At 31.5% G+C, this 23,863-nt stretch carries 16 protein-coding genes; 9 read left to right on the forward strand and 7 right to left on the reverse strand.

What is annotated here, in order from left to right; translation table 11 throughout:
- Positions 1–295: 295 nt before the first annotated feature.
- Positions 296–5,506 (reverse strand): PA14 domain-containing protein, encoded by a 5,211-nt coding sequence (locus KV700_RS13690; protein ID WP_218598217.1) that lies wholly within the window; start codon positions 5,504–5,506, stop codon positions 296–298.
- Between the two features lie 281 nt (positions 5,507–5,787).
- Here KV700_RS13690 and KV700_RS13695 point away from each other — a divergent pair, with 281 nt between their 5' ends.
- Both KV700_RS13695 and KV700_RS13700 read left to right on the forward strand, forming a co-directional pair.
- The gene (locus tag KV700_RS13695) at positions 5,788–6,204 is read left to right on the forward strand and encodes a CBS domain-containing protein (protein ID WP_166387955.1); all 417 of its coding nucleotides are present in this window, start codon (positions 5,788–5,790) and stop codon (positions 6,202–6,204) included.
- Between the two features lie 233 nt (positions 6,205–6,437).
- A complete protein-coding gene (locus KV700_RS13700; protein WP_205860461.1) occupies positions 6,438–7,571 on the forward strand; it encodes a PepSY domain-containing protein in 1,134 nt (377 codons plus the stop codon).
- A 157-nt stretch (positions 7,572–7,728) separates the two neighbouring features.
- Here KV700_RS13700 and KV700_RS13705 read toward each other — a convergent pair whose 3' ends face one another.
- The 3 genes from KV700_RS13705 to KV700_RS13715 all read right to left on the reverse strand — a co-directional run bounded on the left by KV700_RS13705 (position 7,729) and on the right by KV700_RS13715 (position 13,160).
- Complete coding sequence (locus tag KV700_RS13705; protein ID WP_218598218.1) at positions 7,729–9,093, reverse strand: exonuclease domain-containing protein; 1,365 nt, start codon at positions 9,091–9,093, stop codon at positions 7,729–7,731.
- The gene (rpe, locus tag KV700_RS13710; protein WP_218598219.1) at positions 9,094–9,750 is read right to left on the reverse strand and encodes a ribulose-phosphate 3-epimerase; all 657 of its coding nucleotides are present in this window, start codon (positions 9,748–9,750) and stop codon (positions 9,094–9,096) included.
- 2,546 nt (positions 9,751–12,296) lie between these two features.
- On the reverse strand, positions 12,297–13,160 hold the full coding sequence (locus tag KV700_RS13715; RefSeq protein WP_015482077.1) for an RNA polymerase sigma factor RpoD/SigA: 864 nt from the start codon (positions 13,158–13,160) through the stop codon (positions 12,297–12,299).
- Between the two features lie 202 nt (positions 13,161–13,362).
- Here KV700_RS13715 and KV700_RS13720 point away from each other — a divergent pair, with 202 nt between their 5' ends.
- From KV700_RS13720 to KV700_RS13730, 3 genes are read left to right on the forward strand one after another with little or no spacing between them, the layout of a single operon-like run.
- Positions 13,363–13,932 carry an RNA polymerase sigma factor gene (locus KV700_RS13720; protein WP_166385883.1) on the forward strand — a complete coding sequence of 190 codons (570 nt, stop codon included), beginning with the start codon at positions 13,363–13,365 and terminating at the stop codon, positions 13,930–13,932.
- Between the two features lie 2 nt (positions 13,933–13,934).
- On the forward strand, positions 13,935–14,120 hold the full coding sequence (locus KV700_RS13725; RefSeq protein WP_166385542.1) for a hypothetical protein: 186 nt from the start codon (positions 13,935–13,937) through the stop codon (positions 14,118–14,120).
- Between the two features lie 5 nt (positions 14,121–14,125).
- Positions 14,126–14,959, forward strand: a complete 834-nt coding sequence (locus KV700_RS13730; RefSeq protein WP_218598220.1) for a small-conductance mechanosensitive channel — start codon at positions 14,126–14,128, stop codon at positions 14,957–14,959.
- Between the two features lie 176 nt (positions 14,960–15,135).
- On the opposite strand, the gene KV700_RS13735 is transcribed toward KV700_RS13730, so the two are convergent.
- Positions 15,136–15,750, reverse strand: a complete 615-nt coding sequence (locus tag KV700_RS13735; protein ID WP_166385879.1) for a deoxynucleoside kinase — start codon at positions 15,748–15,750, stop codon at positions 15,136–15,138.
- 348 nt (positions 15,751–16,098) lie between these two features.
- Here KV700_RS13735 and KV700_RS13740 point away from each other — a divergent pair, with 348 nt between their 5' ends.
- The 4 genes from KV700_RS13740 (at position 16,099) to gldA (ending at position 21,504) form a co-directional block, all read left to right on the forward strand.
- Positions 16,099–16,950 (forward strand): GLPGLI family protein, encoded by an 852-nt coding sequence (locus KV700_RS13740; protein ID WP_166385877.1) that lies wholly within the window; start codon positions 16,099–16,101, stop codon positions 16,948–16,950.
- A 34-nt stretch (positions 16,951–16,984) separates the two neighbouring features.
- Positions 16,985–19,717 carry a TonB-dependent receptor gene (locus tag KV700_RS13745; RefSeq protein WP_218598221.1) on the forward strand — a complete coding sequence of 911 codons (2,733 nt, stop codon included), beginning with the start codon at positions 16,985–16,987 and terminating at the stop codon, positions 19,715–19,717.
- 74 nt (positions 19,718–19,791) lie between these two features.
- On the forward strand, positions 19,792–20,562 hold the full coding sequence (locus KV700_RS13750) for a hypothetical protein (protein ID WP_218598222.1): 771 nt from the start codon (positions 19,792–19,794) through the stop codon (positions 20,560–20,562).
- A 48-nt stretch (positions 20,563–20,610) separates the two neighbouring features.
- Entirely contained in the window at positions 20,611–21,504 is an 894-nt protein-coding gene (gldA, locus tag KV700_RS13755; RefSeq protein ID WP_218598223.1) for a gliding motility-associated ABC transporter ATP-binding subunit GldA, read from the forward strand.
- A gap of 171 nt (positions 21,505–21,675) precedes the next feature.
- Here the strand turns inward: gldA and KV700_RS13760 are convergent, their stop codons facing one another.
- A complete protein-coding gene (locus KV700_RS13760) occupies positions 21,676–22,326 on the reverse strand; it encodes an HAD family phosphatase (protein ID WP_218598224.1) in 651 nt (216 codons plus the stop codon).
- On the reverse strand, positions 22,326–23,639 hold the full coding sequence (locus KV700_RS13765; RefSeq protein ID WP_166385868.1) for a D-arabinono-1,4-lactone oxidase: 1,314 nt from the start codon (positions 23,637–23,639) through the stop codon (positions 22,326–22,328). The genes KV700_RS13760 and KV700_RS13765 overlap by 1 nt, the downstream gene beginning before the upstream one ends.
- Positions 23,640–23,863: the final 224 nt, after the last annotated feature.

Below are 23,863 nucleotides of genomic sequence, written 5' to 3' on the forward strand. Positions count from 1 at the left end.
TTTTTTTTAACAATAAAGAACTTAATAGTACTGTTTTTTTATGAATTATTGTGTAGTTAGTGTTAATTTTTTGATAAAAAAACTAGACCAAATTATAGGTCTAGCTTTTTAAAAGAGTTATTTAAAGTGTAAATTTTTAGTATTTATAATAATAAAAATACCATATAATATAGCGACTATAAATAGTGCTAAAATTTCATGATTTATTTCTAGTCCTGGAGGTGGGGGAGGACCAGCAGGAGGAGGAAGCTGGGTAAGTATCATCATTTTATTTAATTATTAGGGATATTACTTTTTAGTGTCTAATTATAATTTTTTTATTGATTATGCCTTTGTCAGTATGTGTTTTTACAATATAAATACCTGTTGGTATTTGTTTTTTTATAGCTAATTGATAAGTATTTTTTTGTTCCTTAATGCTCCAAAGGGTTACTTTTTTGCCAAGAATGTTAAACAATTCTACATTATTAATATGTATTTCTTCGTTTTTAGAAATTACAATATTATTGTTCTTGTTATCGGCATAAATACTTGTCTGTTTAGATACAATAGCATCTTTTACACTAAGTGTTGTGTTTTTGGTAAATGCTAATACAAAACGACCTGTATAAGTACCTTTATCTAGGCTAAAGATAGCATTTTTATTTGTAAGGTTGTATGAAGTTTGTGTAAGTTTATCGTTAATAAAGATGTTTTTAGATACATTTTGTAGTTCATCTATCATTATATTTACTTGACCAGCGTAATCCATTTTAATTTCTAAAGGAACTTCTAGTTCGTTAGATATTTCTTGTACACCCGCAATTACATAGTTTTTATCATCTGAAGGAAATTTAAAATAGAGGTCTGTTTTACCAACTTGGTATACTTCAGAATCATACCCTTTATCAAAAGCAAAAGAATTTGTTTCTTGAAAAGAAATTGCTATTTGATTGTGTAATAATAATTCTTCTGTGTTTTTATACTCAAAACCTAATTTTATCATTGGTAACAAGTTTGCAGCAGTTGTAGTTGCTGTTTTGTTGCTTGTTTTGCTCCCTTTAAAAAAAACAGATGCTGGTCCTTCTGTAACGTAAGCTCTCTGGCTGTTGTTAAATTTAATGATACCACCAGTTTTACTTCCTTCTACAAAGAAACCCTGACCTATTGCAATGTATGGAAGTGGAGTAGTGTACGTTGCGCTACCTGTACCGTCAGTTCCATTATTATCATTATTATTAATGTTAGCGGGTCCATTTGCGGCTACAGCACCACTTAAGTTAATTGTTGCGTATCCGCCAACATAACCACCAAAAACATGTCCGTCTATTCCATTTCCTTCACCATTAGCACTTTTTTGATGTTGCCATAAATAAAGTGTACCCGTTGTTGATGTAAAGTTGTCATTTATAAATTTTCTAGCATTCATTGCAGAGGGAAAAGGGTTTCCAATTAAGTAATCATCTCCAATACCTATAGATACAGCAGTTGTAAAATTACCATCATTAGGCATGCCTTTAAACGTATAGTTTTGCCCTAGTTCTTTTCCTGGACCTTTAAAAATAAAACCATCTCCTCTATTTATTGGACCCTCTTTATATTTATGTACATAGTTAGCTCTACCGCTAGAAGCAGGAGCATAGGTGTAAACCCAGAAATCTGCAAGAGTAATAGGGGTTGTAGCAGCTCCGTCATAGCCAGATATAAATGTAATATCTTTTGGAGTGTTTGGGTCTGTACCATCTTTTAAAACAGCTTCTATTGTGTAAGTATTGTTTAATGAATTAACAGGAGAACTCATATAACCATATCTATATAAACTTGGTATTTCAGAATTTTGATCTACTAAAAGACTCCCCATAATACCTGTACTTGTAATAGTACTTGTACTGGTATGCGTTTGTACTAATTGAGCTAACGTACCTGCTAAACGAATATCTCCATCTAAAGTAATATCATTTGTAACTACTAATAATTGATTGGTTACCGTTAACGTGTTACCAGATTCAACTTTTAGTTTTCTAGCGCTTAATTTGTTCGTTTCATGCTCAAAATTTTGATCAATTACAACAGAACGAGATCTGTCTGGATACCCATTTGTATACAAACTGTTCGTAGCTGTTGATATAGTGCTATTAATTCTATGTAAACCTAACAACGTATTTGCTTCTGTGCTAGACCCTTTAATTTCTGAAATTAAAGGATCTTGTGGATGTCTTTTAGTACCTGTAATTTCAGTATCACCAATTGGTTGATAAGGTAGAATTGCATCATCTATAAATATTACCCATTCACTAGTATCGTAGTTTTTATTAGGTGTTAATGCTTCATCTATTCTAACGTATGATGTTTTATCAGCAAATGCTTGAATAACATCATATCTGTTATTATACGAAGAAGCATTATTAGTAGATGATAAGGTAATCATGTCATTAGCACCTTCAATATTGGTTAAAGCATCGCTAGTAATTACTCTTGTTATATCCGAATTATCAAAATTAGTAATTGCAGTATTAGTGCTTTTTAATAATATTGATGTACCAGGAGCTAATATATTTGGAAATGTATAAGAAGTAGTTGGCGCAGTTGTTTGTGCACCAGTTCTATCTACATATAATTGAATTTGAATAAGACTAGCAGCAATACTTTTAGTGGCATGAATGTTTGTAATTTCTATCCATCTGTCTTTATCTGTATTGGTATCATTATCAAACTGATATACTTGGGTAATCATGGCAATTCCATCATCTGTAATATCTCTATAATCTACATCTCCAAAAGTGAGTACATCTGCATCCGTATCTGTAAAATTATCAGTTTGTGTGTTGTCAAAACTACCATTTACATCGGTATAACCTAAATCTGTATTTCCTGTTTCTACAAGATCATTTAAACCATTAATACCAAAAGTACCGGTAGAAATTCCGTTACCATTATTTGGTAAACCTGTACCAGATTCTACTACATCAAATATACCATCACCATCAGAGTCTAGGTCTAAATAATCTGGTATTGTATCTGCACTTGTGGTTGCGCTTGCGTCTGTGTTTGTTGGGTTTATGCCAATAATTGCACCCGATTCATAAGTATCATCAACACCATTATTATTTGTGTCAATTATTCCTGTACCTGCACCACTTGGGGCTATATAACCTTTAGATGTTTGGCCTTCTATATTGTCTGGTATACCATCATTATCTGCATCTAAATCTAAAAAATTAGGTATAGTGTCATTATCTGTATTTGTAGGTGTATTACCAGTACCAGCAGAACTTGGTACTCCATTTGTAGTTTCTGTATTACCAGAATTTCCATCTGCTTTACCATCTCTGTTTACGTCTGTACCTCCAGATTCTATAACGTCTGTAATTCCGTCGTTATCAGAATCTAGGTCTAAAGAATTTGGAATACCATCTCCGTCAAAGTCATTAAAACTAGCAGGACATTTTAAAGAAGCAAAAACAATATTATCTACACCAACATCATTACCACCAGAGCCACTAGGTTGGTCGTTAAAAATAACAATGTCTAAAGTAGTTTTTGTTGCTGTAAAGTTTAATGTAATTCTTCTCCAAACATCATCATTAGGTTCTCCAGAAGCAGGAGAGGAAATGGTTTGTGTAGTTGCTCCAAGATTATCTTGTACTTCAAGTCTAAAAATTGGTTTGTCTGAACAACCATTACATAAACCGGCTAAATCTAGTCTAAACCTATAATCTGCCCCGATAATTAAATTGGTTAATGATTGACGATAAAATTCAATATTACCTTTATTAATCATATTGATACTTAAATACCTCCCGTTAGAGGAACCACCTGTTGGACCTGTAAATTGGTCTATATTTGCATCGATATCTCCGTTAGCATCTGTACGGTTATAGGATTGAAGACCTGTGTTAAGTGATGAAACAACTGCATAAGAGCCATCTGGTATAGCGTTAATAGGAGCATAAGAATGGTTTAAAACATGACTGTTTGTTGTTCTTGTAGTACCGGTACCAAAGTCTTCGCTAGAAATTAAAACGACTTCTATTTTTTCTGAAAGAGCGCAATTACCATCTTCTACAATATCTAATATACCATCATTATCACTATCTCTGTCTATAGAATCTGGTATACCATCTGCATCTGTATCTATATCTACCCTGTTGTCTCTGTAATCTACATCGCCAATAGAAGAATTTACATCTCCGTCAGAATCTGTAAAGTTATCTGCTTGTGTATCATCAAAAGATCCGTTTGCATCTGTATACAAATTATCGGTTCCTCCAGTCTCAATAGCATCTGCAAGTCCGTTTGCACCAACTGCACCTGTAACTTTACCAGCACCATTGTTTGGTAAATTACTGCCAGATTCTGCAATATCAAATAGCCCATCTCCATCGGCATCTAAGTCTAAATAATCTGGAAGAGTATCTGCGCCAGAAGTAGCATTTAGGTCTGTATTAATAGTTGTTAAGCCTAACGAGCCCGATCCGTCTGGATTGCCATTAGGAGTTGCATCATACGCATTATCTAAACCATCATTATCAGCATCCATTCCTGTAGGTGCTATATAGCCTGTGGTTGTTTGTGCTTCAATATTATCTGGAATACCATCGTTGTCAGAATCTAAATCTAATGAGTTAGTAACACCATCTCCATCTGGATCTGGGTTACAAATAGAATTTGTTGATAGTTTAGAAAAAGGAATATTTACTTTAGATATTGTATTTGTTGAATATTGAACAGTAAGAAATTCTCCTCCTCCATCTTCGTAAAAAAGTATGGTAATAGGGTGTAAACCTGGCAGTAAAGCAATAGTTCCTTGTCTTTCTCTGGCTCCATGATTTCCATCATTATTTACAATTTCTGTATTGTCTATAAAAAGTTTAGAACCATCATCAGAATTTGTATAAAAAGTATATGTTTCTGAAGTTTCTATATTTATAAAACCAGTATATCGTATGCTAAATGAATTACTGTCACCAGGAGTTACTATAGCATACAAGGCATCTACATCAAAATCTGTAACCGTACCTGTACGATCTGCACCTGTTGTAGGTATGTTGTCTACTGTACTACCAGCAGGAGTTATATTGTAAAACTCGTAGTTTAAACTACTGTTTATAGTATTTACACAAGTATTATCTATTTCATTAACATCTAAAATACCATCATTATCATCATCAATATCTGTAGCATCGTCTATACCATCATTATCTGAATCTACCATAGCAATAGTAACTGCTTTATAACCTGTTTTTTTAAATTGAGTTGAGGTATTGGTTTTATTGATAAAAGGAATCTTGTTGCTTTGTTTAATAGAAAATGTTTCTGTTAAAGTTTCAATATTCCAATTAGGGTTTTCATAACCATTTAAAGCAGGTGTATTTGTAACAAAGTTAGAAGGAGGTGTTTCAAAATTATTGCTTAGAAGTTGTGTGTAACTATTTATTGTAAATAGAATAAAGACACATAAAAAGTGTGCTTTTTTAAAATGAAGCATTTCCTTAAATCGCTTCATTATTTTTAGGGGGTTAGTCATGAAAAAAAGTTTTTGTATTTTTTGTAAAAGTAAAATTTTATTAATTAAATAGGACTTATTATTTGTATTTCAGTGAATTAATTTCGCATCTTATTATAAAAATATACGAAGTAAATAGCAGTTTAGTTTTAAAATTTTTTTTTTTTTTTATTTGTAGAAAAAAATGTAATTATTTTTATTGATTAGTAGAATGTTTTCTTAAATTTTATAAAACTGATATAAATCATCTTTTAAACTTGGTTTTATTCAGAAATTTGTCTGTATAATTAAAAGATTAAATTATGAGAAGAGACGAGCCGATATCTACAATAATGGCAACAAATTTAGTTACATTAAATGTTAATGGAGATTTAGTAACTGCAGAAAAGATGTTTATAGAACATAAAATAAAACATATTCCTGTAGTTCGTGATAAAGAAATTATAGGTATGCTAAGTTATTCTGATATACAGAAAGTTAGTGAATCTCGTTTAACCGAAGACGGAACTTCTGTAAATAGCTTTGTAAATAATACATTTACAATAAAACAGGTTATGGATAAAAATATTACAGCAATTCCGCCATATACATCTATTAAAGATGCAGCAGAATTATTAACAACAAAAGGATTTCATGCTTTACCAGTAGTTGAAGATTCTGAACTAGTAGGAATAGTTACTACAAGGGATTTAGTAAAATATTTGGTAGCAAAATTATAGTGGTTTTTTATATTGGTTAGTTAGTAAGAAAGAGGCTTTTATAAAGCCTCTTTTTTTTGTTTATTATAGCGGTTAATCTTTTTTAGGTTAAACTCTTTTTAGAAGAAAAGAGTTTTTAAAATTATTATTTATATTTAATCTAAATAAGTTTTGTGTATCTGGTTTTGAGTTTTATATTTGCGTTTTTATTTAAAATAAAATAAGTAACTCATTTTTGTACACAACCTTTAATAATGAAAAAAACAACTCGGTATTCTTTTAGAAAGCTTATAAACGATATTCATTTATGGTTGGGTTTGGCTAGTGGAATTATTTTATTTTTAGTGTGTATAAGCGGAACAATTTTAACTTTTTATCATGAAATAAAAGATTTTTTTGCTGATGATTTTAGTATTGAAAAAACAGCAAATAAAGAGACGGTAAGCGCTTTAGTAACCACCTTAAAAGTTGCTGAAATAGGTTTTGTAGCCGGGGTAACTATTGCTGCAGACCCAAAGAAACCGTATGTTTTTAATGTAAAAAAAAATCTAAAAGAGAGGCGTGGTTCTAGGGTGTTGGTCAACCCTTTTTCTAGTGAAATAATAACATTAAAAAAAACAAGTGCAGATGCATTTTTAGCAACAACATTTAAATTACATAGATGGCTTTTGTTGGATGCTAAAATAGGAAGGCCTATTGTAGGTGTTGCTACCATTATCTTTTTAATTATTTCATTTTCTGGTATTTATTTATGGTTTCCTAAAAAGCTAAAATGGCGAAATATAAAACAAGGTTTTAAAATTAAAACCAAGGCCAATTGGAAACGTATAAATTACGATTTACATAATACATTAGGCTTCTACACATGTATATTTATTATAATTATGGGTATTACTGGCTTGTGTTGGTCTTTTGAAGGTTATAAAGATGGTTTGGGAAATTTAATAGGAACTCAAATTTTTAACCGTTCTAGTCCAGAGTTTCTTATAGAAAATACCCCAAGTAATAAAGTGATTTCGGTTGATGAAGCAATTTTAATAGCCAATAAAACTCTTGATTATAAAGGAGATTTATCAGTAACCTTTCCTAGTGAAAAAAAGAATTACTATCGCTTTAGTAAAACGAATGATGCTAACTTTTCTCCGGTAACATCAGACCTATTATTTGTTGCGCAGTATGGAGAAGTTTTAGCGGTAGATTATTTTAAAGACAACCCCTTAAATGTACAATTTGCATCGTTAATAAAACCGATTCATACCGGAGAGATTTATGGTCTGTTTTCTAAAATAATTTATTTTTTTGTGTGTTTAATCGCTACAAGTTTACCTGTTACAGGTACTATTATTTGGATAAATAAATTAAAGAAATCAAAAAAGGAAAAGGTATAACTTCGTTTTTTAACCGAGTTCAATTGTTAAAAAAAAATAATAGATTACTATCTAGAAATATTTTTAACCTTTTAAATATCATTTTTATACTTGTAATACTCATAGCTTTTTAAGAAGAAAAAGGCATAGTTAACATGTGTATTGTTTGTAAAGTAACCTAAATAGTTTTAGTATTTTGTTTTTTTAAATAAGCAGCAATAATACGCTGAATATCTCTATTGTCTTTTTTTGGTTCTACAAAAAATTGATAATCTTCTGGGTTTTCTAGTTCTTCGGATTGCTGCATATCTACATAACCAAAACCTTGGTAAATACCGTCTAAAATTAAAGCAAAACCAACTTCGTTTTCAGTTCTACCGGGTTCTTTAATAACCAAGTTCTCTGCACCAATACCTACAGATTTAATAGCTTCTTTTACACGTTTATTATAATCTTCTACCGTTTCTTTATCGCAACAAATACCTTTACATTCTTTTAACTGATAATGAAAACAACTCGCAACGTTGGTTTGTAAATGACAATATTTTGGGCACAATATAAATTCTTTGCAAAGAAGTTCTAAATGATTTCTTGCTTCGGCAACAGTGTAATATTTCATCATTGGGTTGGGTACCAACTTTAAACGATTGTACGCTAAATGGATAATTCCTTTTTGGTCTTCATAAGAAAATAAACCAATAGCTTCACCGGCTCTTCTTTGTGCTCTATTAAATTTTGGATAAATGTGTTTTATTTCTGCAGATTCATGCAAGAGTGCTAATAATTCACTTCCTGTTTTTGTAAAAGAAATATCGGCAGTTTCCATGCACATGGTTTGCTCTTTTTTCTTTTTGTCATAAAAATGACTGATTACACGTTGCTTTATATTATTTGCTTTACCAACATAAATAATTTCTTTCTCTATGTTTTTAAAGTAATAAACGCCAAAAGTTTCTGGTAAATTATCTACAACTTTTTTGTCTAAAAGAGGAGGTAAGGTGGCTTGTCTAGATTTTGGGTTTAAAAAAGAGTTGATGGTAAAATTATCATCTCTTTCTATCAATCTTCTAAACAATTCTGTGGTTGCTTCTGCATCTCCTTTTGCACGGTGTCTCCCATTAATAGCAATGTTTTCATGTGTACAAATATTCCCTAAACTATAAGAACTTAAACCCGGCATTATTTTTCTAGTTAAACGAACGGTACAGAGTTTTTTTCGTTTAAAATCGAAGCCTAAATTTTTAAATTCTTCGTGAATAATATTATAATCGAAGTTAACATTATGCGCAACAAAAATAGTGTCTTCTGTAATTTCGGCTACCTTTTTTGCAATTTCATAAAACTTAGGTGCATTTCTTACCATGGCATTTGTAATACCTGTAAGATTGGTAATAAATGCAGGTATATTTTGCTCTGGGTTTACCAAAGAAGTAAACTCGTCTATGACTGTTTTACCATCAAAAACAAAAATGGATATTTCGGTTATTTTAGAACCTTTATATCCATTTCCTGTGGTTTCTATGTCTACTACTGTATATAACAATTATTCGATTGTCTTTTTTAAGTCGGCAATAGTTTGAGTAGGGTTTTCTGCTCCAAAAACAAAACTACCAGCTACTAAAACATTTGCTCCAGCTTCAATTAATGCATTTGCATTATAAGAGGTAACTCCTCCATCAATTTCTATCAAACATTCAGATTCTGTAAAATCGATTAAGTGTTTTAATTGACTTACTTTTTTAAACGTGTTTTCTATAAATGATTGTCCGCCAAAACCTGGGTTTACACTCATAATACATACCATATCTAAATCTTCAATTACATCTTCTAAAACGGCAATTGGTGTATGTGGGTTTAAAGCAACTCCAGCTTTCATACCTGCAGCTTTTATTGCTTGTATGGTTCTGTGTAAATGTGTACAAGCTTCGTAATGTACTGTTAAAATATTGGTACCTAAATCTGCAAATGTTTGTATGTACTGATCTGGGTTTACAATCATTAAATGTACATCTATTGTTTTTGTAGCATGTTTAGCAATTGCTTTTAAAACGGGCATTCCAAAAGAAATGTTAGGTACAAAAACACCGTCCATAATATCAATATGAAACCAATCTGCTTCACTATTGTTTACCATTTCTATGTCTCTTTGTAGGTTAGCAAAATCTGCTGCTAAAATTGAAGGTGCAAGTAAATTACTCATTTATTTGTTGTTGTGTTGTTATTTTATATGGCAAAGGTAATTAATCGCAAGGCGATAGCCAAGGGTTTAATTTTTTGATGCTTGCCACGAAATAAAAAATAGTTATTTTGTAAGTTTTCTTCTTATTCGCTAGCGCTAGTGTCTCCCGCTCTTGCGAATACAACTACTTCATGGGGTACGAGCGAGACGCTCGCACCAGCATTGGGAAAGTAAATTAAAACAGTTAGACTCCGCTAGCGAGAGCGTCCCACTCTTGCCAATACAAGCACTTCTTTGAAAGCGATCATACTATTTTTTTCTTTTTATAACTGATTCATGGTGTACGAGCGAGACGCTCGCACCAGCATTGGTAAAGTAAATTAAAATATTTAGCCTCCGCTAGCGCGAGCGTCTCGCTCGTGCCAATACAACTATTTCGTTGAAAGGGATCATACTATTTTTCTCTTTTTACAACTGATTCATGAGGTACGAGCGAGACGCTCCCACCGGCATTGGGGAAGTAAATTAAAATAGTTAGCCTCCGCTAGTGCGAGCGTCCCGCTCGTGTCAATACAACTACTTCTTTGAAAGGGATCATATTATTTTTCTCTTTTTACAACTGATTCATGAGGTACGAGCGAGACGCTCGCACCGGCATTGGTAAAGTAAATTAAAATAGTTAGCCTCCGCTAGTGCGAGCATCCCGCTCGTGCGAATACAACTACTTCTTTGAAAGCGATCATACTATTTTTCTCTTTTTATAACTGATTCATGAGGTACGAGCGAGACGCTCGCACCAGCATTGAGAAAGTGAATTAAAATAGTTAGCCTCCGCTAGCGAGAGCGTCCCGCTCGTGCCAGTACAACTACTTCTTTGAAAGGGATGATACTATTTTTCTCTTTTTACAACTGATTCATGAGGTACGAACGAGACGCTCGCACCGGCATTGGTAAAGTAAATTAAAATAGTTAGCCTCCGCTAGCGCTAGCATCCCGCTCTTGCCAATACAACTACTTCTTTGAAAGCGATCATACTATTTTTCTCTTTTTACAACTGATTCATGAGGTACGAGCGAGAGGCTCGCACCAGCATTGGGAAAGTAAATTAAAATAGTTAGCTTCCGCTAGCGCGAGCGTCCCGCTCTTGCCAATACAACTACTTCTTTGAAAGGGATGATACTATTTTTCTCTTTTTACAACTGATTCATGAGGTACGAACGAGACGCTTGCACCGGCATTGGTAAAGTAAATTAAAATAGTTAGCCTCCGCTAGCGCTAGCGTCCCGATTGTGCCAATACAACTACTTCTTTGAAAGGGATGATACTATTTTTCTCTTTTTACAACTGATTCATGAGGTACGAGCGAGACGCTCGCACCAGCATTGGGAAAGTAAATTAAAATAGTTAGCCTCCGCTAGCGCGAGCGTCCCGCTCTTGCCAATACAACTACTTCTTTGAAAGGGATGATACTATTTTTCTCTTTTTACAACTGATTCATGAGGTACGAACGAGACGCTCGCACCGGCATTGGTAAAGTAAATTAAAATAGTTAGCCTCCGCTAGCGCTAGCATCCCGCTCTTGCCAATACAACTACTTCTTTGAAAGGGATCATACTATTTTTCTCTTTTTACAACTGATTCATGAGGTACGAGCGAGAGGCTCGCACCAGCATTGGTAAAGTAAATTAAAATAGTTAGCTTCCGCTAGCGCGAGCGTCCCGCTCGTGCCAATACAACTACTTCTTTGAAAGGGATGATACTATTTTTCTCTTTTTACAACTGATTCATGAGGTACGAGCGAGACGCTCGCACCAGCATTGGGAAAGTAAATTAAAATAGTTAGCCTCCGCTAGCGCGAGCGTCCCGCTCTTGCCAATACAACTACTTCTTTGAAAGGGATGATACTATTTTTCTCTTTTTACAACTGATTCATGAGGTACGAACGAGACGCTTGCACCGGCATTGGTAAAGTAAATTAAAATAGTTAGCCTCCGCTAGCGCTAGCGTCCCGATTGTGCCAATACAACTACTTCTTTGAAAGGGATGATACTATTTTTCTCTTTTTATAACTGATTCATGAGGTATGAGCGAGACGCTCGCACCAGCATTGGGAAAGTAAATTAAAATAGTTAGCTTCCGCTAGCGCGAGCGTCCCGCTCGTGCCAATACAACTACTTCTTTGAAAGCGATCATATTATTTTTCTCTTTTTACAACTGATTCATGGGTACGAACGAGACGCTCCCACCGGCATTGGGAAAGTTGTTTTTTTGAATTCTACCTGTTATTCCACTATTGCATCCAGACTATTGCATTCTTTGGATGCTTGCTGTTTTATACCATTAGTATTCTTACAAAAATTAAAAGGAGGTCATTGTAAAAAGGGAATAAGCTTATAAACAAGTTTAGCCCTGATTGAAGTGGCATCCTTTTTTGTTTTTACAAAAAAGATATAGCGGAAAGCAGGAAATAGCTTCAAAAAAAAACTCCCAAAAATGAATTTGAGAGTTTATATATGCTTCACGCCTTTTACAAGCAAGAGTGAGATACCAAAAGAGGTCTGCGACTTCTATCCTAAGTATGTCATTAAAATTTTAGATCTAGAGGTGTGTTTTAATCTTCTAATTGCTTTTTCTTTAATTTGACGAACACGCTCACGAGTTAAATCGAAAGTTTCACCAATTTCTTCTAAAGTCATTGGTTGGTGCTCACCTAAACCGAAGTATAATTTTACAACATCTGCCTCTCTTGGAGTAAGTGTTTCTAAGGCTCTGTTAATTTCTATTCTTAAAGATTCGTGTAATAAAACTCTATCTGGGTTTGGAGACTCACCAGAGTTTAAAACGTCATATAAGTTAGAATCTTCTCCTTCAATTAATGGTGCATCCATAGATACGTGGCGACCAGAATTTTTCATAGATTCTTTTACGTCATTCACAGTCATGTCTAATTTCTTAGCAATTTCTTCCGGACTTGGAGGTCTTTCATTTTCTTGCTCTAAGAAAGCGTACATTTTGTTAATTTTATTGATAGAACCAATTTTATTTAACGGTAAACGTACAATTCTAGATTGCTCTGCTAATGCTTGTAAGATAGATTGACGAATCCACCAAACGGCATAGGATATAAATTTAAAACCACGCGTTTCATCAAAACGTTTTGCAGCTTTAATTAAACCTAAATTTCCTTCGTTAATTAAATCTGGTAAAGTTAATCCTTGATTTTGATATTGTTTTGCAACAGATACCACAAATCTTAAATTGGCTTTCGTTAATTTTTCTAAAGCTCTTTGGTCTCCAGCTTTAATAAGCTGTGCCAATTCTACTTCTTCATCTGCAGTAATTAAGTCTACTTTTCCTATTTCTTGTAAGTATTTATCTAACGATGCGGTTTCTCTATTAGTAACCTGCTTGGTAATTTTAAGTTGTCTCATCTAATTCTCTATGACTTTTTAAAGGATTAATGTATTGCTACATTTTATTATACGTTGGTATTTAATAAAATGTTACAAAAAGATTCATATTTTTTTTTAAAGTATATTTTTTACCATTCACCGAACTAAAATAGCAACTGAACTTTTTTTTAAAATTTAATTGTGACCTATCGAGTTTATTTGTGTCAAAATAATAACTGAATTGAAAACGATAGACGTTAAAGCTTTAAGCGACGAGGATTTAATCTTTAAAATAATAGAAACAAACAACACACAATTGTTTGCAATATTATATGATAGGTTTTCTAAAGTTGTCTATAACAAATGTTATGGTTTTTCCAAAAATAAGGAAGAAGCAGAAGATTTAACACATGATGTTTTTATCAGGTTATTTGTAAAATTAAAGACCTTTAAAGGGAACTCTAAGTTTTCTACTTGGTTGTATTCTTTTACGTATAATTTCTGTGTAAATTATGTACAAAGAAATGATTTTAAAAAGAAAGAAAAGATTACGGTTGTTACAGATAATATACAAGATGATGATGTTTCGCAAGAAATTGATGATTTAACTTTATTTGAGTTAAAATCTGAAAAACTAGCAAAAGCATTGTCTTTAATTGATCCAACAGAAAAGATGATTCTTTTAATGAAATATCAAGATGATATGACAATTAAAGAGATTCAAGATTCTTTAAACCTTGGTGAAAGTGCTGTTAAGATGAGAATTAAAAGAGCAAAACAAAAAGTTGTAAAAACGTATGAAGAGTTATAGTTATGAGCAATCCTTTTAAGAGAATTATACACCACCATAGTGTGCCTAAGGTTCTAAAAGAAAAAGTACTAAGCGATATTGGGATGATTAAATTCACCCTAGATATTGCTGATTTATTTTTAGTGAAATACCCTAAGACAATTGGAGATTTTTTGAGTAATGATAATAACTCTAATCTTAAAAGCTAAAAATAATGATAAACAAATTACTAGTACTAAATTCTAATATCGATTTTAGTTTTCTACAAAAACTTTGGAACAATTTTACAGATTTTTTACCACAATTATTAAAAGGACTTCTTTTTCTAATAATAGGATGGCTTTTAATAAAGCTATTATTATATATTATTAAAAAAGCATTGGGTTATACCAAATTAGATAGCCTGCCAGAAAAACTACATGTAGATGAAATTTTTGGAGAATCATCTTTAAAAATTCAACCTACAAAAATAATTATAACTGCTATTAAATGGGTTTTAATTCTACTTTTTATAATAGTAGGTGCAGAGTTGTTAGGTTTAAGAATGGTTTCTGAACAATTAAGTAATTTAATTGGGTATTTACCAAAGTTAATTAGTGCACTTGTTATTTTTGCAGTTGGTATTTACATAGCTAACTTGGTAAAGAAAACTTTGTTTTCTATGTTTAAATCTTTAGAGCTAACTGGTGGTAGTTTAGTGGGTAATATTGCATTCTATTTAATAGCAATAGTAGTTACTGTTACAGCTTTAAACCAAGCAGGTGTTAATACAGATTTAATTACAAGCAACCTTTCTATAATTCTAGGAGCAATTTTAGCATCTTTTACCATTGCTTTTGGTTTAGGTTCTAGAGATGTAATAAAGAGATTATTATTTGGTTATTATACTAGAAAAAATATACAAGAAGGAGATAAAGTTAAGATGAATGGAGTAGAGGGTGTGGTTGCTATAATAGATAATATTTGTGTAGTATTAATTACCGAAAAAGGAAAAGTAATTATTCCAATAAAAGAAATAGTAGACAATCAAATAGAAGTATTTAATTAATTGTTTTTTAAGATTTTGATAGGACGTTGGGGGACGTACTATCATCTGTGTGAAATATCACAAAAAGAAAGAGACCGTGAAAACGGTCTCTTTTATTTTTTATAAAAGTCTCACAAGGCTTTGCTTTGGAGATTCTTGAATTGTGATTTCTGTAAAACGAAAATCACTATTTCCTACTAAAAAAGCCCGTTTATTTGAGCGTCTATTCTATCTATAATATATCCCAAATCTTCTTGATTGTCTACAAAATCTAAATTATCTACATCAATTATTAATAATTTTCCCTTTGTATAAGTAGATATCCAAGCTTCATAACGTTCGTTTAATCTACTTAAATAATCGATACTAATAGAATTCTCATAATCTCTGCCACGTTTATGTATTTGTCCAACTAAGGTAGAAATGTCTGCACGTAAGTAAATTAATAAATCTGGTGGAGTTACAAGGTTTTCCATTAATTCAAATAAAGAGCTATAATTACTATAATCTCTATTAGTCATTAAACCCATAGCGTGTAAATTAGGAGCAAAAATATGCGCATCTTCATAAATAGTTCTATCCTGAATAATATTTTCACCAGACTCTCTTAATTCTAAAATCTGACGAAAACGACTATTTAAAAAATAAACTTGTAAATTAAAAGACCAACGTTCCATTTGTGTATAAAAATCGTCTAAATACGGATTTTCATCAACAGACTCAAAATGAGGTTTCCATTTGTAATGTTTGGCTAATAATTTGGTTAGCGTGGTTTTACCTGCGCCAATATTTCCTGCAATTGCAACGTGCATAAATTAAATTCTAATAAGATTAAACAGAGTTACAAAAGTAGGTAAAATAATAAATAGAAAAGGTGAACAAGTTAATTTATAACTAAAATTTCTAATAGAGATTCTTTAAAAGTTAAAAATTATTTTTTAAATATTTATGTGTTTTAAGTTTAAAATAGGTAGAAATCTAACCTTAAATTAATTAGAACTAAGGTTTAAAAGAGAGGATAGATTGTAAGTTTTAATAACAAGTTTTTCTATCTAAAAAGTAAGTATTTAAAATTTGTTTTAAATGTAATTAAACTTTTGGTTTTTTTTAAAGTCTTAATAAATGTAACAAGCATCTATTACACAGAAAAATATAAATATATGAAACCACTATTTACTATTATTTTAACATTTGTAACTGTTGTTGTTTTTGGACAACAAAATTTTCAGGGAAAAGCAACTTATATGTCTAAGACTTCTATAGACTTAAATAATTTTGCACGAGGTGGAGAACAACTTTCTGAAGCAAGAAAAAAACAGCTTCAAGCAAGAATGAAATCTCAGTTAGAAAAAACATTTATTTTAAATTTTGATAAAAGTTCATCTCTTTATAAAGAAGACGAAAAATTGGAAGCACCAACAACAGGTGGCGGCGGAAGAGGACAAGGATTTGGTGGTTTTACTAGTGGAGGAACACAATATAAAAATACGAAAGATAAAGTGGCATTAGAAGCTACCGAGTTTTTTGGAAAAAAGTTTTTAGTTTCTGATAAAATGGAACAACCACAATGGGAGTTAGGAGCAGAAACCAAACAAATTGGTAGTTACCTTTGTTATAAAGCAACATTGCTTAAAGATGCAAACCCTTTAGATTTTTCTAACTTTAGAAGACCAGGAAGAGGTGAGGAAGCAGAAAAGAAAGAAGAAATAAAAGAAGTAAAACAAATATTAGTTACTGCTTGGTATACGCCACAAGTACCCGTAAGTAATGGTCCTGGAGAGTATTGGGGTTTACCTGGTTTAATTTTAGAAATAAATGAAGGAACTACTACTACTTTGTGTACAGAAATTGTATTAAATCCTTCAGAAAAAGAAGCGATAGAAGCACCATCAAAAGGTAAAAAGATTACAAGAGAAAAATACACAGAAACCGTAACTAAAAAAATGGAAGAATTAAGACAAAACTTTCAAAATAGAGGTAGAGGTGGTAACCGTGGTGGTGGACGTAACTAAATCAAAAAAAATAATTAGAATTCAATTTTAACGAATGAAAAAAATAATATTCTTAGCCATTTTTATGGTTACAGTTGTTGCGCATGCCCAAGTAAAATTAACAGGTATTGTTAAAGATAGTATTGGTGAACCTCTAGAAATGGCAAATGTATTAGCTATAGATAAGGTTACAAATAAAATGTCATCTTACGGTTTTACAGATGAAAAAGGTTTTTATAAATTAAATGTAGCAAAAAATGCTACTATCTTATTAAAAATAAGTTATGTAGGTATGCTGTCTGCAGATTATACATTAGAAACTAAGTCAGATGATATTGTTACAAATGTAATGTTAGCTTTTGACAATGCATTAGACGGTATAAATATTGTTTCTAAAATGCCGGTTACTGTAAAAGGAGATACAATTGTGTACAATGCAGATTCTTTTCAAAATGGTACCGAAAGAAAACTAGAAGATGTTTTAAAGAAATTACCAGGTGTAGAAATTAATGATAATGGAGAAATTGAGGTAGAAGGCAAAACTGTAGAAAAAATAATGATCGATGGTAAAGATTTCTTTGATGGTGATACAAAATTGGCTACCAAAAATATTCCTTCTAACGCATTAGATAAAATTGAAGTTTTAAGAAATTATGCAGATGTTAGTCAGCTTAGTGGTGTACAAAACAATCAAGATAGAGTTGCCATAAATATTAAGTTAAAAGAAGGAAAAAAGAATTTCTGGTTTGGTGATATAACTGCTGGAGCAGGAAATGCGCCAGATGAAACCTTATATTTATTACAACCAAAATTATTTTATTACTCTCCAAAATACACGATTAACGTTATTGGTGATGTAAATAATATGGGAGAAGTTGTTTTAGATAGGGGAGATATTAGAAGTTTTAGTGGTGGTTTTAGGAGCCAAAGTCCGTCTAACGGAACCAACTTAAGTTTGGCAAGTGCTGGTATTGGTTTTTTAACTGCAAATGCTAGAAACGCAAACAGAATAGAGACCAAGTTAACGGCTATGAATTTTAGTTATTCACCAACAACAAAACTAGATTTAAGCGGATTTTTAATATTCTCTAGTAATAGCAACGGACAACAAAATAATGTAGATACAGATTATATAGATGCTGAGACACCAGATGAATATACCGAGAGCAAAACAGATCAAACAAGTAATACAGGACTAATTAAATTGAGTGCTGGATATAAGCAAAATGCAAGAAAGCAATTTAATTATGATTTAATTGGTCGTTTTACAAACGAATTTAGAAAAGATGATGTTGTGTCTAATGTTTTAGGAAATATTACTGAAGATGAAAAAGCAACACCTTATACGATCAATCAAAATTTTAGTTATTTCTATACGGCAAATGAAAAAAATATCTTTGCATTAGAAGCAAAACATTTATTACAAGATGAAGATCCTTTTTACGTAGCGTCTTTAGACAAAGATAATTATGTTGATGAGGCAGAAACTTTAGGTTTTACAGAGCCAAGAGCAACCAACGAGTATTACACATTAGAACAAGACAGACGTGTAAAGTCGAATCAATTAGACGTAAAGTTAGATTACTATAATATTTTAAATGATAAGAGTAATTTAAACTTTGTAGTTGGTACCATACAAAGTAAGCAAACCTTCGATTCTAAGTTTTTTCAAATTTTAGATGATGGTAGCGAATCTACTCCAACAGGAACTATTCCTGAAGATGATGATGCGAGATCATTTACAAACGATACAGAATATGGTTTTTCTGATATTTATGCAGGATTAAGATATCGTTTAAAAGCAGGTATTTTTACTTTTACTCCTGGTTTTACTTTGCATGCGTATGATGTGCAAAATACACAATATGGAACAGAAATTTTTGAAGATCAATTTCAAAAATTCTTTCCAGAATTGTCTATAATCGCACAGTTTAAACAAAGTGAATCTTTACAGTTTTCTTACAAACAGGAAGTTAATTTTACAGATGTAAATCAGCTTGCAAAAGGTATTGTAGCAAATAGTTATAGTTCTTTTTATTATGGTAACCACGAGTTGACTAATGCACATTTACATAATGTGAATTTAAATTACTCTAGCTTTAACTTATTTAATTACACAAATGTATTTGCGAGACTTAATTACAAAAAAACGATAGATCAAATTAACTCAAATACAATTTTTGAACCAGGTTCTGTTGTTTCTACGAGTACTTCTTTAAATTCACCTTTCGATAATGAGAGTTTTACGGGTTCTGCAAGAGTTGGTAAAACGTTTAATAAGATCAAAACATCATTAGGAGCTAATTATGGTTATAGTAAAACATTTCAGTCTTTAAATGATGAGTTTAATACAAATAAATTATTTTCTCAAAGTTATTCTGCAAGTGTAAGTACCAATTTTAATAAGGCTCCAAATGTATCGTTAGGATATAGATTAAGTTTATCAGACCAAGATAACAGTTCTAGAAATGCTATTGTAAAAGGTGTTACTAATGCACCTTCTATTAGTTTTGACGCCTATGTTTGGAAATCGTTAACGATTCGTTCAGATTTTTCTTACAATGAAGTAAAACAAGACGGAGTAGTTGCAAATACTTTTCAAAGTTTAGATGCTACTTTTGCCTATAGAAAAGATAAAGATGCAAAATGGGAGTATGAGTTAGTAGGAAGCAATCTTTTAGCTTCTGGTTCTAGAGCATCTGTAAATACAAGTAATATAGCTTTTACAATAAATGAAACTTTTATTTTACCAAGGTTTATTAGTCTTAGAGTAAAATATCAACTGTAAATTAAGTCCCCTGTTTACTTAAAAAGAGCTCAATTTATTGAGCTCTTTTTCTTTTCTTTCTTTATTTTAGCCAAATGAGTGTAGTAACAAGTAAAACCTTTTTTCCTGCCTTTATAAAATCAGTAGGATTCCTTTTTTTCTACATACTTATTGGTCTTTTTATAGACAGTGTTTATGTGACAGAAAATTACGGAGAGTCTCAATGGGTGGCAAATATTGTTATGGTAATTGTTTTTACGGTAACCTGTTTTAAAGTTTCACCAAGAATTAGAGAACAACTGTTTTACGCAGTTTTATTAGGTTTTTTTGGGGAATATTTGTTTTCTGTATCAATGGGTATGTACACGTATCGATTAGAAAACGTTCCTCATTATATTCCTATGGGGCATGCTTTAGTGTATGCTGGGGTTTTGTATTTCATGAAAACTGCTTTTACTAAAAAACATGATCAAAAATTAGAAAAAATATTAACTATTATCATTATAATATATGCTACTATATTTCTTGTTTTTAAGAATGATGTTTTTGGTTTTGTAATGACTGCAGGAACGCTTTTAATTTTGATAAAGAAACCTCGTGAACGGCTTTTTTATCTGACGATGTATTTAGCCGTTGCTTTTTTAGAAATAGTGGGTACAACATATCAATGTTGGTGGTGGCCAACAACAGCTTGGGGAATTTTTGATTTTTTACCAAGTCATAATCCTCCAACAGGAATTAGTTTTTTTTACTTTTTACTAGATTTAGGAACTTTGTGGTTTTATAAAAAACGACATAAAGCTGCTTGGTTAAGAATGAAAAATATTAGAAAGATTAGATTAAACCTTTCTAAAGCCACAAACTAAAAGTATTTTTATATCGTTAATTTAAATGATCACTAATTTTCTTACTACATGTCTATAAAAGTAACATCGGTTTCTAAAGTTTATAAAACACAAAAAGCATTACATAATGTTTCTTTTTCTGCGGATAAAGGACAAATAATTGGTTTTTTAGGGCCAAACGGAGCAGGGAAATCTACGATGATGAAAATCTTAACAGGTTTTATAAAACCAAATGAAGGTGCTGTTTTTGTAGATGAGGTAGATGTATTACAAAACCCATTAGAAGCACAAAAATCTATTGGGTATTTGCCAGAACATAACCCTTTATATATAGATATGTATGTGCGTGAATATTTACAGTTTCAAGCAACTATTTTTAAGGTTGATAAAAGCCAAATAGAAATTTGTATTGAAAAAGTTGGATTAACTGCAGAAGCTCATAAAAAAATAAATCAACTATCTAAAGGATATCAGCAAAGAGTTGGTTTGGCAGCTGCAATTTTACACAACCCCAAAGTGTTAATTTTAGATGAACCAACAACCGGGTTAGACCCGAATCAATTGGTAGAAATTAGAGCGCTTATTAAAGAGTTAGGGAAAGAAAAAACGGTGCTTTTTTCTACACATATTATGCAAGAAGTAGAAGCGGTTTGCGATCGGGTGATCATCATTAAAAAAGGAGAACTTTTAATCGATAAAAAACTAGCAGAGTTAAAAGAAAATAATCAGCAAGTAATAGAAGTTACGTTTGATTATAAGATTGAAGAGCAATTTATCAATAGATTACCAAATGTGGTTTCTTATAAAAATAATTACGACAACACTTGGTTTATCACTTTTGAAAGTGAAGAAGATATGCGACCTGTTATTTTTGATTTTGCACAAGAAAATGGCTTAAAAATTCTAAGCTTAAATACTCAAAACAAAAATCTAGAAACTCTTTTTAGAGAGGTTACTGCTTAGGCTTTAAGTAATAAGTTATAAAGTTTGTCACTTCGAAGTTATGTAAAGTCGCATAGCGGTGATGACAGAAATTTAACGGTTTATGAGATTTCTCTCTCCGATCGAAATGACAAACTGTACATAAAACCTTCAAACTTGTTACTTGTGTGAAGGTTACTTAATTTTGAAATATTATTTAGTCAAATACTCATAAGCTTCCAACAAAGTAGGAAAAACTAAAATACTTCCAGCTTCTTTTAGTTCTTCTTCAGAATATTGAGTTGTAATTCCAATAGCAACCATTCCTGCTGCTTTTGCAGCTTTTGTGCCTGTTAAGCTATCTTCAAAAACCCAAATATCTTTAAAATCGTTTTCTTTAAAACCTAGTGTTTCTGCAAGCAGTATGTAGGCTTCTGGTGCTGGTTTTGGTTTTACATAATCTTGTACGCCAAAAACAGTGGTAAAATTTAAATTTAAATGATGAACACTATTTTTTAAAAACTGTTTAGTTGCGTTACTAGCAATTCCATAAGGAATATTCTTTTTAGATAAAAGTGCAGTAAATTCTCTAACACCAGGCAATAATTTAGGAGCTGTAAAGTGTATGTCTAAATGTTTATCTTTTAAGGAATATAATTCTTCAGTTCGCTTTTCTTCTCCAATAACACTACAGAAATATTCTGCAATAATCATTGGAGATTTTCCTGCATGAAATTTAGGAAAAGGAGCTATTTCTTTGTTAAATAATTCTTTAAAAGCAGATGCCCAGGCAGAACCATGACTTTCGAAACTATCTACAACTACGCCATCAAAATCGAATAAAAATCCTTTAGGGTTTGCCATTAGTTGTTTGTTTTTTCGTTAAATATTTCAGATAAAAACGGGTTTAAAAACTTATTAGTTGGGTCTAATTCTCTTCTTAAAAATTTAAAATCTTCCCATTTAGTATATACTTTAGACAGTTCTGCATCTTTGGCAGCAAAACGTTTTGCCCAATGAGGTTTTCCTCCATATTTTAAAAATATTTTTTCAATACTTCTAAAAGCTTCATAAGTATCTGCAGTAGCTGCGTTTCTAGAAACACACCCCATTGTAACGGTATCTTTACCATAAGCGTAACTTAACCAAGTTTTGTCTTTATAAACAAAACGAACATCCATAGGAATGTGAATAAACGATTTGTTACTCCACTTGTTTATTTCTGTTTTTAGTTCTTCAAAAACGGTAGGAAAAACATCTAAACCTATGGTCCATTCTGCTAATTCTAACGTAGAACCTCTAGATTTTGTAACGGTTGCTTGGTATAATGAGCCTTTGTGCTCTTTTGTAGAACTAAAAAAACCTCTGTATAAAAGTTTGTTCGCAATAGCTGTAATCCAAGGAAAAACATGCGAGTATTTGTATAATACCTTAGAGGCAGTTCTTCTATGTTTTAAATATTTAGGACCTAAATCTTCAGTTATTTCTGTATTTGGGTCTATTTTATCACCAGTAATAACATAGCCTTTGTCTGTATGAGGAAGCCATAAAATTCTTAGAAAATCATGTTCTTTTAAACGCTCTTTAATTTTAGGCAACCAAACACTATCATCTTCAGGGCCTTCTTTTACGTGTAAAGTATAGATAGGTTCACATTTAAAAGTAATTTCAGAGAATACACCAAGAACTCCCAAAGAAACTCTTACAGCATCAATTAATTTATCTTTATCTGTTATAACTTTAATAGATCCATCAGCTAAAACAAGGCTACATTTAGTCATGTATTCACAAAGAAGGTTACCACTTGTACCATGTGTTCCTGTTGCTAGGGCACCACCAACAGTAACCGTGTTTATGTCTGGTAAACAAGGAATACACCAACCTTTTGCTTCTATAGCTTCTAGTAAATCTCCTAAAATTACACCAGGTTGTAGAGTTACTGTATGCTCAGAATCATTAAAAGATAAAATTTTATTATAGGTAGTAATATCAATTAAAGTGTCTACTCCAGAAGCAATATCTGCAGAAGATTGTTTGCTTCCAAAAAAACGTACTTTTTCAGAATTAGCAATTACTTCTTGTAATTCTTTCTCAGAAGTAATTTTGTAAAGTGATTTATAGTTATGAGTTAGATTTTCGTTCCAACTTATCCAAACACCGTTTTTATTTTGTTTCATGTATAATTTGAATAATAAGCAAAAATAGTTGTTTATTTTTTTTAATAAAAGGTACTTTCCATTTTTCTTGTAATTAGAATCTATGTCCACTTTTCTTTAGATGCTTAAAGGTTTTAGTATTGTTTAGAAATTAATAATTAATTAAAAAATGAGTTAAAAATTAATAGAATAAGCATTGTTTTTATGTGTTTATTATGATTAATGCTTTTGTAAAAAATTTTATA

It is taken from the genome of Polaribacter sp. NJDZ03, assembly GCF_019263805.1.
Lineage (GTDB): Bacteria > Bacteroidota > Bacteroidia > Flavobacteriales > Flavobacteriaceae > Polaribacter.

What these genes read in the sequence shown, in the direction of transcription:
- KV700_RS13745 (WP_218598221.1), top strand. Translation starts at nt 16,985, where the DNA reads ATGAAAAAAATAATATTCTTAGCCATTTTTATGGTTACAGTTGTTGCG.
- KV700_RS13725 (WP_166385542.1), top strand. Translation starts at nt 13,935, where the DNA reads ATGAGCAATCCTTTTAAGAGAATTATACACCACCATAGTGTGCCTAAG.
- KV700_RS13740 (WP_166385877.1), top strand. Translation starts at nt 16,099, where the DNA reads ATGAAACCACTATTTACTATTATTTTAACATTTGTAACTGTTGTTGTT.
- KV700_RS13750 (WP_218598222.1), top strand. Translation starts at nt 19,792, where the DNA reads ATGAGTGTAGTAACAAGTAAAACCTTTTTTCCTGCCTTTATAAAATCA.
- KV700_RS13695 (WP_166387955.1), top strand. Translation starts at nt 5,788, where the DNA reads ATGAGAAGAGACGAGCCGATATCTACAATAATGGCAACAAATTTAGTT.
- KV700_RS13730 (WP_218598220.1), top strand. Translation starts at nt 14,126, where the DNA reads ATGATAAACAAATTACTAGTACTAAATTCTAATATCGATTTTAGTTTT.
- KV700_RS13690 (WP_218598217.1), bottom strand. Translation starts at nt 5,506, where the DNA reads ATGACTAACCCCCTAAAAATAATGAAGCGATTTAAGGAAATGCTTCAT.
- KV700_RS13765 (WP_166385868.1), bottom strand. Translation starts at nt 23,639, where the DNA reads ATGAAACAAAATAAAAACGGTGTTTGGATAAGTTGGAACGAAAATCTA.
- gldA (WP_218598223.1), top strand. Translation starts at nt 20,611, where the DNA reads ATGTCTATAAAAGTAACATCGGTTTCTAAAGTTTATAAAACACAAAAA.
- KV700_RS13715 (WP_015482077.1), bottom strand. Translation starts at nt 13,160, where the DNA reads ATGAGACAACTTAAAATTACCAAGCAGGTTACTAATAGAGAAACCGCA.
- KV700_RS13760 (WP_218598224.1), bottom strand. Translation starts at nt 22,326, where the DNA reads ATGGCAAACCCTAAAGGATTTTTATTCGATTTTGATGGCGTAGTTGTA.
- KV700_RS13735 (WP_166385879.1), bottom strand. Translation starts at nt 15,750, where the DNA reads ATGCACGTTGCAATTGCAGGAAATATTGGCGCAGGTAAAACCACGCTA.
- KV700_RS13700 (WP_205860461.1), top strand. Translation starts at nt 6,438, where the DNA reads ATGAAAAAAACAACTCGGTATTCTTTTAGAAAGCTTATAAACGATATT.
- rpe (WP_218598219.1), bottom strand. Translation starts at nt 9,750, where the DNA reads ATGAGTAATTTACTTGCACCTTCAATTTTAGCAGCAGATTTTGCTAAC.